This is a genomic window from Ktedonobacter robiniae, assembly GCF_016587375.1.
Classification (GTDB): Bacteria; Chloroflexota; Ktedonobacteria; order Ktedonobacterales; family Ktedonobacteraceae; genus Ktedonobacter; species Ktedonobacter robiniae.
Map to the genome: position 1 here is coordinate 546,340 of NZ_BNJG01000003.1, position 12,695 is coordinate 559,034.

Below are 12,695 nucleotides of genomic sequence, written 5' to 3' on the forward strand. Positions count from 1 at the left end.
TCACTCTACTATGCAAACGGTTAAAGCCTCCCTATGTGATATAGTACAGCTAACAAGCAGCATTCAACATCATCGATCTACCTGGGTAGCTTACTGTCTTTCTATTGATGTTTTTCTCTATTTTTTTCAGGAGACCGCCCATGAGTGATGTACTTGTCCAGCCCCCAACGGAGGGGGAAGGGGCCTCGGCGCTGCGGCGGAATACGCTGGGCCTGCGTCACGCGATTGTTATTTCGGTGGCTGTTATGTCACCGGCTGCCTCAGTTTTCTTCAATACTATTCCCCAGGCCGGACTGGTTGGCGCGGCCATTCCGCTGTGCTACCTGGTGGGATTTGTGATCGCTTTGCTGGTCGCGAATCAGTACAGTGAATTCTCACGCGAGATCCCTTCCAGCGGCTCGGCCTACACCTTTGTTCTGGAGGGGCTAGGCCCAATTCCAGGATTTCTTACCGCCTGGGTTGGCCTGGCAGCAGTCGTCACTGGCGTACCCTATTCCTTTGTGCTGCTGGGTGCCAACCTGCAAACGCTGGTCCTGCGCTGGTTCGGCCTTAACCTCCACTGGAGCTTCTGGTTTGTGCTAGCCATAGGCCTGGCCTTCGCCATCTGCTACCTGGGCGTGCGCCAGTCCTTGAATGTGGACCTGGCCTTCCTCGTCTTCGAAATCGGCGTGTGCCTGATTCTAGCGGCCATCGTCCTCTTCCACGTGGGACAGCAGGGAGGACTGAGTCTGGTTCCATTCACCCTCCAGACCGTGCCTGCCAATGGTGACATCACCGCTGGCCTAATTCTCGCGACTCTCAGCTATATTGGCTTTGAGACCGCCGCCGCTCTGGGCGAGGAGACGCGTGATCCTCATCGCAATATTCCACGCGCCGTCTTCGGTTCCATGCTCGTTGTCGGCCTCTTCTATGTGCTCATGGCCTATGTCGGCACAATCGGTTACGGTATTCCGCACATGGTCAATGGTTTCGCCAACGATCCCGCGCCCTTCGATACCATTGGTCGCCTCTATGGTGGTCCCATACTAATTGTACTCATCGATATCGTGGGCCTGCTCTCCTTCTTTAGCGCGGCCCTGGCAATCATCAATGGTGGCGCGCGCATCCTCTACGCAGTGGGTCGCGACGGCCTCTTGCCTCGCTGGAGCACCTGGCTGCATCCCAGGCGCCAGAATCCCATCGGTACGGTCATCATGCTATGCACCCTTGGCCTGGTCATCGGTCTACCGCTGGGCTTCCTCTTCACACCCATCCAGGCCTTTGGCTTCCTGGGTACACTCGACGCCGCCCTGGTCTTGATCATCTATGGCCTGGTCTCGGTCGCCAGCATCCTCTTCTTCTGGCGCAAACGCCGCGCGCGCTTCAACGTCTTCCTGCACGCCCTGCTCCCAGGACTGGCGACCCTGATTATTGCGGGCATCCTTGCGGCGGTCTTTATCTCTCCCTCTCCCTGGCCACTCAACCTCATTCCCTTTGTGCTCGGGGCCTGGCTCATCCTGGGATTCGTCCTGCTCTTCGTCCTGCGTAAAAAGCTGACCACACAGATCGTGTAGGGAGGAAACAAACTTCTCGTCACTACCTGGCTCTCTGGGTGAAGGGCGTGATGGCGGGCTGGGGAGTCAGCCCGCCATCACGCCCTTCACGTTTAGGAGAGCAATTTATCGGCGATGGCTTTGCAGACATGGCGTACGATGCCCTGGCCGTCCTCAAGGGCGTTCTGCCCCTGGGTGTAGACGGCAATGATATAGGCCTCCTTGCCACGCGTAATGATGCCCGAGGAGTTCATAACCCACAACGAGTCGGGACCAACTACCCAGCCATCTTTGAGCGCGACTAAAGCTCCCTGGGGCACAGTGTCGCCGACGCCCACCTGCTGATCAGTCTCTACATTCCGCATGAGGTTGAGAGCGATGGAGCGATCATAGGGTGTCAGGATCTTCCCTTGCTGCAAGAGGGTCAACAGGGTGACCATCGTCTGTGGCGTCACAGTGCTATAGCCCCACGCGTCATCGTTGGGTTCAAGGCCCGTGATGCCTATCTTCTGGAGATAGTTCGTAATAGCTGATGCTCCCCCAAGCTCGTCAAAGAAGAGCGCGGAGGCGGAGTCATTGTCAGAGTTCTCGATCATTGTGGTCAATAATTGCATCTGATCATCATCTGGCTCCTGGCCCTGACTCTCCAGTTTATCGAAAAAGGCCAGCATGATAGGCACCTTCATCGAGCTCGCCATGGCGAATGATACATTCCCATTATAGGTATATGTACGCTGGCGCGTGATATCATAGACCGCGACCCCTACACTATCGCCATTTTGCCTCAGGTATTTCGCCAGGTCAGATGAGAGCACATCTATCGACGCGTGCGACAACATAGTGCTGGGAGCGTTGTAACTCACCGCGGAGGCCGTAATCCAACCATTTCCGCTATTCTTTGGCGCGGACCACTGCACGTGATACCAGAGCATACCTGACTGCCACTCAGCCTCACCCAACAGCGTCAGGGGAAAATTCTGTCCCACATGCGCCATTTCCTGACCCTTCACAGGCAGGCTAAGCAGAGATGATTCGCCTTGCGCCCAGACGGTCTGCTGAGTCTTCACAGCAATATCGGGTCCACCCAGGGTGTTCAAATAATCCAGCCCGAGGTCACACGCTGCACAGTTGCGTGGCCGGAAGCGTCCAGTGTATCTTGATCAAGCAGCAGGGCATCACGCTCAAACACCTGGACCTGCATATGGTGGATCTGTCCATCTTTTTTCACGGTAAAGGGCACTACCTCAGTCTCCGGCAGGCCAAAATCCTTCTGCCAGCCATCGGGCGAGATATCTGCGCGATTCATATACGTCCATAAGGTCTGTGGAATAAAATGACCAACATCCCGGCCCAGGAAGGTACCCATCTTCACAAAGACATTCTTACTCAAGGGAGGAGACGAAGCAGCATGCTTCGCAAGTAGCGAGGAGCTAATCATCCTTCGTACATTGACATAGGTTAACGAGCTTCCCTTGCCGCCAATGGGCACCTGGCTGCCCGCGTTCAATAGAGAGGGCAGCAACGAGAGGCGCGCAACTCCTGTCGAGTGGTCACTCACACCCGTGCTAATCAAATTTGCCATCACATCTTTTGCGTCCGCCAAATCACCCTGCTGCTTGTCTGGCAGAAAGAGAGCGCCCAGGCTATAAAATTGTAGCCAGCCCCGATTCGTCGGGAAGGCAGCCGTTACTGGCACACCTAGATTCGCCCCGCCATTATGCTTCTGATAATACTCCTCAAAGAGGGGAGAAACTTTGAGGGCTTGAGACGAAGCGAGAGAAAACGCGAAATCCGGCTCTGTAACCTTGCCATCACTCTCCCAACGCTCTCTCCGACTGACCGCCACTACGCTCCCCTGTTGTGCAGAAAGCGAGCTAGAGGTCAGGCCTATGCATAATAAGATGCTAAACACCAGGAGTATCATGATAATTAAAGTACTTTTGGGAGAAAGAGGTTTTATGCGCGTTCTTTTCGCCTTCTTGCATCGCTCTTGCATGTTGCTTCTTCTCTTCTTCGTCTCTAATGCCCTCTTTGAATACTAGCAGAGAAATATTTTAAAAATACAAAAAAGCCCTCAAGAATTTGTCAAGTCTTGCACTACATAACGGCATTCCGCGACTTAAATCGCGAGAGGTCGCTGCTAGTTTCCATAAGTGACAACCAGGGGCGCTGGCTTCATTGCAAGCACATCCGCAGGAGTCATCAGCCCGGTTGCGGCCTCGATGTGATAAAAGAGCTTGAAGCCACCGTAACGAAAGTTATGATACCGCTTCATATCCTGCCCCACCCACTCAGCATACTGCTTCTTCTTATCCTCATGATCTCCCTGGTAGCCACCAACACTATCCACATGCAGAATGACATCCACACGCTTATCAGCGAGCAATTTATGCTTATCCGCCAGTTCCGCTTGGGTCGCGTCAAAGGCGTTGGTCAGGCTATCTCCATCTCCACGATACTGGTGAAAAATAAGCATCTTACGCGGGACATGATATTTCATAGGGATGGTCGCGAGAGCCTCGATGATTGGGTTAAGGTCGCTGGCCCGCACATTGCTCAAGTTCACGCCCGGCACACCATCATGACGCGGAAACATCCATTCTGGATCGACCGCCAGGTGTACAAAGGAGTAGCGCTGCAAATACGGTAGAAAGCTTGTCAGTTCCTTCATGACAGGTGCCCAGCCGAAATTGAGGTCGAGAAATAGCAAGAGCTGGTGCCGCTGGCAGAAATCTACATAGCTCTGTATCGTCTGTGCATCCACGTGATGACTGTAGTAACCATCGGGACCAGGAAAAGAATCTGGCACGCTCACCACCAGATCTACGCCAGATTGAACGGGATGCACCGGGTCTAGCCGTTCATAGGCCGCTCCCTGCTCGTGTAGCTTCTCATACATGGACTCACTTGGCTCAAAGGCGGGGCCAGTCACCTCAGACCCGGGAACAGCATAGTAGGCCACGACACGATGCCTGGGCAATACAGCTCCCAAAGCCGGATCAAAAGGTGGAGATGCCTTCTTTGTCTCTTGGGGAACAGAGGGGAGACGCAGATGAGATAGAGCACTAGCCCATATGGGGTAAAATATCACCATCCCAACCACCACCAGCAGACTACATACTAGAACAACGGCACTCCCTGGCCCACTAATAAAGCGTGACCACCGCTGTTGTATCTTCATTTGGGGTTTTAAAAGAGGCACCTTCGCCTCAGATCCTTGATCTTTAGAGTATTCAGATGTTTTACGCACAGCATAATCCCTTCCACAATCTCTCTAGAAAAGAGTATGCCAGAGCCACCTAGAGGAACATCCCAATGCATGTATAAAGGTGGTGTCATATACGGGCGCTCGCCCGTATATGACACCACCTTTATACATGCGTTGCAGATACGAACATGCTATACTAGTGACGCAACAGATACAAATACGATAGAAGAAGGACACTTTTATATGGCACTTTCGCGGCATGAGCGCCTGGCACTCGCCCACCTGGCCCTGGATGGTCTCTCACTTGGAGACGCCTTTGGCGACACATTCTTTGGCCGCCCCGCCAATCCAGACGCTATCCGGGCTCGTATTGATGCGCGAGAGCTAGCAAACGCTCCCTGGCCATATACCGATGATACCCAGATGGCGCTCTCGCTTGTCGCAGTCTTGCGTGATAAGGGATATGTTGACCAGGACGAACTCGCCGCGAGCTTCGCGGCCCACTACGAGCCAGGGCGCAAATATGGCGCGAGTATGCACGGCTTGCTGCGCGGCATTCAGCAGGGGCACCCATGGCGGGAGGGTGCCACAAGTCAGTTCGAGGGTCAGGGATCATACGGCAATGGGGCCGCCATGCGCGTGGCTCCCCTTGGTGCCTTCTTCGCAGATCAACTAGATACAGTCGTAGAGCAGGCTACACTCTCGGCGGAGGTGACTCATGCTCACCCTGAAGCCATTGCGGGGGCCATCGCCATCGCGGCGGCAACGGCGCTCGCCTGGCAGCTTCGCCAGGACGGCCTGCTTCCTTCACGTACCGAGTTCATTGATCTCATCCTACCTTTTCTACCTGAGAGCCAGGTACGCAACAAGGCCCGGCGCGCACGCGATATCTCAGAAACAACCTCTGTTGAGGCCGTGGCCGCCATGCTGGGCAGCGGCTATGCTATCTCAGCCCCCGATACGGTCCCCTTTGTCCTCTGGTGTGCAGGTGAAGGGCTGGGCAACTACACAGAGGCGCTCTGGTTAACGATACGTGGCATGGGCGACATGGATACCACCTGCGCCATGGTTGGTGGCATCGTCGCACTCTCCTGCCCCGAGCCAGCTCTCCCCACAACCTGGCTGGCGACCCGAGAGCCTCTCCCTACCTGGGTGAAATAAAAAAAGAGTCCATGCCAGCATAGACCCTACACGCTCCTATTCCCTTGTAGGATCAATACTGGCATGGACTTAGAACTTATGAATGGCTAGAGACTGGCTCCTGCGCTGAAACCGCGAGCTTAGCCACTTCCGCCTCGCGGCGAGCCGCCTCGGCCTGTTTGACTGGGCGCCAGACTTGCAGGTAGCGCGCCAGGAAGTACGAACCAATCACAAACACACCCGCCAGGACCTGGGCAATGATTCCCTCCACATTGGGGAAGAGCGCGAACCAGAGCCCCATCCAGGCTGGAATGGGCAGGTTAATAGGTGTGGTCCCAATCCAATAGGCCAATTGCATCTCTTGAATGCTCTCGCCAACCATCACCACCAGGACGATACTCAACAAGGCACCTGTCAGGATCAACATCTTCTTATATGGAAGACGATGGTGCGCGATAAAGGTCAAGACACCTACTATGGCCGTCAGGAACAGGCCAATCGCCACGCCTTGCAGCACGATATTTGAACCAACTTGTAGGCGCAGGTTTTGCAGAAAGAGCACAACTTCAAAGCCCTCACGGTAGACGGAGGAGAACCCCAACATAGCCATACCAAAGAGGATACGTGAGCTACTTCCACCCTCCTCTTTCTCTTGCTGCATCAGGTCCTTGCGCTTACGATTATGCATGGAGATCCAACCGGTCCAATAAATCTTGTGGAAAAACCAGTTCATGATGACCAGGAGTACTATAATCGCCAGCAAACCGGTCGCGGCCTGAATATCCAGCGCAGGCGCGTTAATGACACTAAGAACGGCAATGGCCACAAACCAGGTTACAATCGTCGCCAGGAAGCCCCCAACAGACCCCAGAGCCACTGGCCGCCGGTACACCTTCTTAGGTCCCACCATGCTCGCCGTGATCGCAGCCAGGACCAGGATCATCTCCAACCCCTCGCGAAAGACCAGTAGCCCGGTATTGACAATCGCCGCCCCCTGGCTGATATGGGCCGTCGTTGGATCGGGATTTCCCGAGGCCGTAATTCCCTGCCAGACAAGCAGGGCGACAACAAGCAGACCAGCAATAACCAGCACAATACGTATACCCAGACGCAGGGGATTTGTCATCTTGAAGTTGGTCCTGGTAAACATTTCAACCCTTCCTGATGGTTAATATAAATATGGTATTCTCCCGCGGGAGAGAAAAATAGAGTTACTTCTTCTCCGAAAACCTGGGCGCGCTTGTCCCCGAATGGGGGAAGCGCTAGTCACGTGGGTGACGTTGGGTTTCGGAATAAGATCTTAGCAACAATGGGATTTATATCCGACTCACTCACTAAGATATTAGGGCAGCCTAAGGCATTTGTCAAGGTCTATAGCACGCTTGCTCAGAAACAGGTAGTGGGCGTGGTGCGTGCTGGCGGTCTCAGACCGCCAGCACGCACCACGCCCACTACCTGAAATAACTTGCGCACGGAGTAAGAGTTGTGCTTATGGGAGAGGGGTCCAATCGTGCCAGCTTCCATCATAGGCGACCTGCTGCAAGATATTACTGGTTGAGCGTGCAAATAAATCAATGCGGTTCGCCCCCCAGGAGGCGGCTGTAGGCGCGGAGCCAAGCGCGCCCGCGATAAAGCTCCAGTCATGCCAGGTCCCATCAAACCAGTTATGGCGTACGGAGCTATCGGCGGCGTTGATGAAGACATCAAGCCGTCCCGGCGCCCAGGAGGCCACAGTCGGGCCGGTAGTAAAGGTATCCTGGCTGATGGGCGTCCAGTCACGCCAGGTATTCTCAAAATGCCTCTGCCAGAGATGATTATCCGTACCGCGTACAAAGAGATCAATCTGCCCCGTGTGCCAGGAAGAGATCGCGGGGGCAGCCGACGCGACTCCACCCATCGCCGTCCAGGCATTCCAGACGCCAGTAAAGCGCCGGTAGAAGACAGCACCGCCAACACTACTAACACAAACATCGATGACACCCTGTAGAGGTGAGGCAACCGCTGGATCGGCGGTCAGGATACCATCCAGCGTCTCCCAGGCATGCCAGGTGCCGTCATACCACATATGCTGAAAAGAATTATCTCCGCCACGCACGAAGATATCCAGCCGCCCCGGCCCCCACGAGGTCGCGACCGGGTCATAGGCCAGCGAGCCACCCAGCGACTCCCAGGCCGCCCAGTGGCCATTATCAAAGGCTCGATGCCACAGAGCATTATCGCTGCCACGTGCAAAGACATCCAACCGCCCTGTTCCCCATGAGGTTACCGCGGGCCTGGTTGGCACACCATTGATGACCGCAACCTGGGCTGTGGCGGTCGCGTTGGGCGTCGCTGTAGGTTGATTTTTTGGCGTTGGCTTCTTCTTTGTATGCACAGCCGGAGTGGAGTTAGCCGTTTGTGACTGGGAGCGAAACACCGTCGATAGGCCAGCCAGCGCCAGGCCGCCCAGCGTTAATCCCGCCAGTCCTCCGACCACGGCGCGACGCGAGATCTGTCTCTGAGGAGGATTGGAGGGAGGAAGGGGCGTCGTCGAGGGTGGGGGCAAGGTCCCGCTATAAAAGGGACCCGCGACCGTGGCGGATGAATGATACTCCGGTGAGGACTGAGCCGCCTTGCTTGGCAGGCTCATATGCAAGGGTTTCAAGTTACTCGTGCGGGTGGGTAGCATCGCACAAGCCTCCTCGAAGGCGGAGGCAAAATCTTGAATGGAGGGGAAGCGCGTTTGTGGATCTTTGGCCAGGGCGCGTTCGATGACATGCTCAAGGGTGATGGGCAGGGCGGGCATCCTGGCTCGTAAGGAGGGGAGGGACGAACGGATGTGCTGGATAGCGACCTCGGTCGGTGAGCCAACAAAGGGAGGCACACCACACAACCATTCATAGACCACGACCGCCAAAGCGTACTGATCGCTGGCAGGAGAGTACTGACCATGAAACTGTTCGGGGGCCATGTAAAACGAGGTTCCGATGACGCCCCGACCTGCCTGCGTATGCTGCCGATTCTGCTCGCCCACGGCGATACCAAAGTCGCTCAGCATGACGGTGTGTTCATCCATGAGCAGCATATTCTCGGGCTTGACGTCGCGATGCACAATATCGCTGTCGTGGGCATATTGGAGAGCCTGCGACATCTGGCGCACATACTGCGAAAGCGCTGAAATGGGTACGACGCTACCCGCCGGGTGCAGTTCACGCAACGAGCCATAGGGGGCATACGACATGACCAGGAAGGGCGTCTCCTGCTCTATCCCAAACTCTAATACCCGCACGATATTGGGATGTGCCAGGTGGGCGATGAGCCGCGCCTCTGTAAGAAAGGTCTCCAGCACCTCTGGCGTCAACTGCAATTGCAATACCTTGATCGCGGCCTGCGTCTTCAGGTATATATGCTCCCCCAGATACACATTGGCGAAGCCTCCCTGACCGATGCGTTTCACCAGCCGATAGTTGCCGAGCTTTTGTTCAGTTTGCTCCATCATCGCGGGAAAATTCCTCCAATGCATCACTGCTCTAGATTTGTATATCTACAACATAGTAATATAACAAACATACGAGCATGTAGCTTAGAAAAGAGGCGTAAAGTACTATTACTTTTCATGCTTCTAGTGCCCAGGCTCAACCATCAGAAGCAACTATCAACTCAAGCGAGACCCAGTTCTCACAGTAGACGTGTCTCTTCTATGGATGGGAGCCAAATCTATGACAAATAAAATAAAGGAAGAAAACATGCAACAATTTCCAGACCTGGATTTAACTTCACCAACATTCAAAGCCAATCCATACCCTACCTTCGCGGACCTGCGTCACCAGGACCCCCTTCACCAGATTACACTGCAAAGTGGGCGCGCCGCCTGGCTAGTAACACGCTACCAGGATGCGGATATCATCTTGCGAGACGAGCGCTTCGTGAAAAACGCGGGCAATGCCTTCACTCCCGAAGAGATAGAGCAGTTCCCGCGTGCGCTACCACAACAGGCCTCAAGTTTCCTTAGCCTCCACATGCTCAATATGGATCCGCCCAGCCATACCCGTCTACGCTCACTTATCAACCTCTCTTTCACCCCTCGCCTGGTGGAGCAGTGGCGCGAACGTATTCAGGAGATCACAGACGAACTGCTAGACGCGGTTGAGTCCAAAGGCAAGATGGACCTGATCGACCAGTTCGCCTTTCCGCTTCCCATGATCGTCATCTCTGAAATGTTGGGCGTTCCCTCAGCCGATCGCGCAAAGTTCCGCTCCTGGTCCAACCTCATTGTAGAGGCCTCAGGCAATCCTGAGGCCTTTCGCCAGGCGGCGGGCGAGCTGATGGCCTTCTACCAGTATCTCCTTGAGCTACTCGAAAGCAAACGCCAGTCTCCCGCTAATGACCTGCTGAGCAAACTTATTCAAGCAGAGGAGCAAGGCGATAAACTCTCGCAGGAAGAGCTGATGGCCATGGTCTTTCTACTCATCATTGCCGGCCATGAAACAACCGTTAATCTGATCAGCAATGGCATTCTGGCCCTTCTAGAGCATCCCGACCAGATGCGCTTACTTCAGGAAAAACCTGAGTTGATTAGAACAGCGATCGAGGAATTTCTGCGCTATCGTGGTCCCTTGCTGCTCGCAACCCAGCGCTGGGTTCGTGAAGATCTTGAATTTGGCGGCAAACTCATGAAACGTGGCGATCATATCCTTGTCGCGCTCTCTGCTAATAATCGCGATGAAGAAGAGTTTGCCAGTCCTGACAAGCTCGATATTACGCGCAAGGAGAATCGGCACCTTGCCTTTGGCAAGGGCATTCACTACTGCCTGGGTGCTCCCCTGGCACGCCTCGAAGGTCAGATTGCTATTGGCACACTGGTGCGCCGCCTCCCTCACCTGCGCCTGAGCGTCGCGCCCGAAGAACTTACCTGGCGTCCAGGCTCACTCATCATGGGCCTGAACACTCTCCCCGTCACCTTCTAGAGCATTATATTCTTGCTCATGTGAAGAAGCATCCTGGCTGCCACGGGCAGCCAGGATGCTTCTTCACATGAGCAAGAAACGGCATTAGTAATAAACTCTCATTCATCCTTCATAGAAAATCTTTTTCTTGACAAGCAGGCATAAAAACACTACTCTTGTGAGAACCCATCCATACAATAAAGCGCTGCTCTCCCTTTTGCTATCTTGACTTGATGTCAGCTAGACAAAAAGAGCATTCGTTAGGAATCTGAAACAGGAAGTTTCATATGGATCGCCTAACTGGTACAACGTCGCTACTACCATTAACACTCAATGATGAGCAGGATGCTGGACGTCCTCTGACTATCCCGGCCCTCAAAGCATGGACCGCGAACGTAACTCCCTATCATTTCAGCGCGCAAACGCGCATTGTTCTTGATGGTCGCATGACTTCGCAACTCTATGCTACCGCCAGTGTATTTATAGATGATCTCCTGGCCCTCACCGAGTTACGTCCGGCACTTACCATTGGTGGGACTTTGCAGCCGGCTCATGGCCAACTTTGGTGAAAGCCCTTCAATAAAAGAGACTAAAACTCATTAGTTTACGCTGCAGAGAGCAGAGGCCTTTCTTCCGATAACCTCATGATTCACCAAACCTGGCCATGAGCCTGCAGCCCGGCGATATCTTCCTGACCCTTGAGACAGGTGATGCCACTTCCCAACCAGAGGGCTATGTACTTGAAATCACGCCTACCCTGACGATACGTGCTCAGACGGCGACCGGCATCTTCTATGGCACCCGCACAGTACTTCAACTCCTCAAGCAGAACCTTGTCATCCCCGGTGGGACAGCTAGCGATTGGCCTGCATACCCCGAACGCAGCCTCATGGTTGATATGGGACGCAAGTACTTCTCCGTCGAATGGCTAGAGCAGCATATCCGTGAACTGGCCTACCTGAAATATAACTATTTCCACTTCCACCTCTCCGATAACTATGGCTTTCGCCCGGAAAGCGAGCACCATCCCGAAATTGCCTCTCCACAACACTATACAAAAGCTGAGATACGCTCCCTCATTGAACTTGCGCACAAGTATCACATCACGGTAGTGCCCGAAATCGATATGCCAGGTCATATGGACACTATTCTCGCCGCTCATCCTGAGTTACAGCTTACCGGCCTGGGCGGCAAGAGGCGCGGTGGCGATATTGACCTGGCTAAAGAAGAGTCCTACCAACTCATGCGTGACATTCTGGAAGAGTATATTCCGCTCTTTCCCGGACCCTTCTGGCACATCGGGGCAGACGAGTATATCATGCAGGACGATTACGAGCGCTATCCCCAGTTACTCGCCTTCGCGTGTGAGCACTATGGCCCTGACGCCGTGATCAAGGACACCTATCTGGGCTTTGTCAACTGGGCGAATGAGATCGTGAAAGCCCATGGTAAGATCACCCGCGCCTGGAATGATGGACTGTATGGCGGCTCCGCGGTCAAGCTGGCTGACGATATTATCTATGAGCACTGGTATCGCTCGGGGCTAGAGCCACAGGCAATCGTCGATCTCAATCTTTACATTCTAAATAGCAATGCAGATTACCTGTACTATGTCCTGGGTAATAATAACTGGCGTGCCAGGCCCGATGGCATCTATGAGTCCTTTGAACACCACATCTTTCACGGCCCTCTCGCCATTGGGGCTTTTCATCCGCGCAATCTAGGGGCAAAACTGCACGTCTGGTGTGATAACCCGGTGCTGGAGACAGAAGAGGAGGTAGCCTGGGGCATCGCGGCCCCTCTGCGCTCGCTGGCCCAGAAAAACTGGGGGCACTCCCACTCACGACTAGCTATGCTGACTTTGCCGAAATCATAGCACGCATCGGTCAT

11 protein-coding genes are annotated in these 12,695 nt (G+C 54.3%); 6 read left to right on the forward strand and 5 right to left on the reverse strand.

All coding sequences use genetic code 11. The features are described from left to right. Positions 1-140 precede the first annotated feature (140 nt). Complete coding sequence (locus JMJ04_RS34990; RefSeq protein WP_201375003.1) at positions 141-1,553, forward strand: APC family permease; 1,413 nt, start codon at positions 141-143, stop codon at positions 1,551-1,553. A gap of 92 nt (positions 1,554-1,645) precedes the next feature. Here JMJ04_RS34990 and JMJ04_RS34995 read toward each other — a convergent pair whose 3' ends face one another. From JMJ04_RS34995 to JMJ04_RS35005, 3 genes are all read right to left on the reverse strand, one after another. After that, positions 1,646-2,599 (reverse strand): serine hydrolase, encoded by a 954-nt coding sequence (locus JMJ04_RS34995; RefSeq protein WP_201375004.1) that lies wholly within the window; start codon positions 2,597-2,599, stop codon positions 1,646-1,648. Positions 2,600-2,625: 26 nt separating this feature from the next. After that, complete coding sequence (locus tag JMJ04_RS35000; RefSeq protein WP_201375005.1) at positions 2,626-3,456, reverse strand: hypothetical protein; 831 nt, start codon at positions 3,454-3,456, stop codon at positions 2,626-2,628. A gap of 216 nt (positions 3,457-3,672) precedes the next feature. Beyond that, the gene (locus JMJ04_RS35005; protein ID WP_236038789.1) at positions 3,673-4,512 is read right to left on the reverse strand and encodes a hypothetical protein; all 840 of its coding nucleotides are present in this window, start codon (positions 4,510-4,512) and stop codon (positions 3,673-3,675) included. 471 nt (positions 4,513-4,983) lie between these two features. Here JMJ04_RS35005 and JMJ04_RS35010 point away from each other — a divergent pair, with 471 nt between their 5' ends. Then, complete coding sequence (locus tag JMJ04_RS35010; protein ID WP_201375007.1) at positions 4,984-5,901, forward strand: ADP-ribosylglycohydrolase family protein; 918 nt, start codon at positions 4,984-4,986, stop codon at positions 5,899-5,901. 76 nt (positions 5,902-5,977) lie between these two features. On the opposite strand, the gene JMJ04_RS35015 is transcribed toward JMJ04_RS35010, so the two are convergent. Beyond that, positions 5,978-7,030, reverse strand: a complete 1,053-nt coding sequence (locus tag JMJ04_RS35015) for an FTR1 family iron permease (RefSeq protein WP_201375008.1) — start codon at positions 7,028-7,030, stop codon at positions 5,978-5,980. Positions 7,031-7,189: 159 nt separating this feature from the next. Between JMJ04_RS35015 and JMJ04_RS35020 the strand changes: the two genes are divergently transcribed. Continuing rightward, a complete protein-coding gene (locus tag JMJ04_RS35020; protein WP_201375009.1) occupies positions 7,190-7,339 on the forward strand; it encodes a hypothetical protein in 150 nt (49 codons plus the stop codon). A gap of 30 nt (positions 7,340-7,369) precedes the next feature. Here the strand turns inward: JMJ04_RS35020 and JMJ04_RS35025 are convergent, their stop codons facing one another. Further along, the gene (locus tag JMJ04_RS35025; RefSeq protein WP_201375010.1) at positions 7,370-9,358 is read right to left on the reverse strand and encodes a DUF8189 domain-containing protein; all 1,989 of its coding nucleotides are present in this window, start codon (positions 9,356-9,358) and stop codon (positions 7,370-7,372) included. Between the two features lie 247 nt (positions 9,359-9,605). On the opposite strand from JMJ04_RS35025, the gene JMJ04_RS35030 reads away from it, so the two are divergent. From JMJ04_RS35030 to JMJ04_RS35040, 3 genes are all read left to right on the forward strand, one after another. Then, positions 9,606-10,826 carry a cytochrome P450 family protein gene (locus tag JMJ04_RS35030; RefSeq protein WP_201375011.1) on the forward strand — a complete coding sequence of 407 codons (1,221 nt, stop codon included), beginning with the start codon at positions 9,606-9,608 and terminating at the stop codon, positions 10,824-10,826. Positions 10,827-11,092: 266 nt separating this feature from the next. Next, complete coding sequence (locus JMJ04_RS35035) at positions 11,093-11,374, forward strand: hypothetical protein (RefSeq protein ID WP_201375012.1); 282 nt, start codon at positions 11,093-11,095, stop codon at positions 11,372-11,374. A gap of 95 nt (positions 11,375-11,469) precedes the next feature. After that, positions 11,470-12,681 (forward strand): beta-N-acetylhexosaminidase, encoded by a 1,212-nt coding sequence (locus JMJ04_RS35040; RefSeq protein WP_201375013.1) that lies wholly within the window; start codon positions 11,470-11,472, stop codon positions 12,679-12,681. The last annotated feature ends 14 nt before the right edge of the window (positions 12,682-12,695 follow it).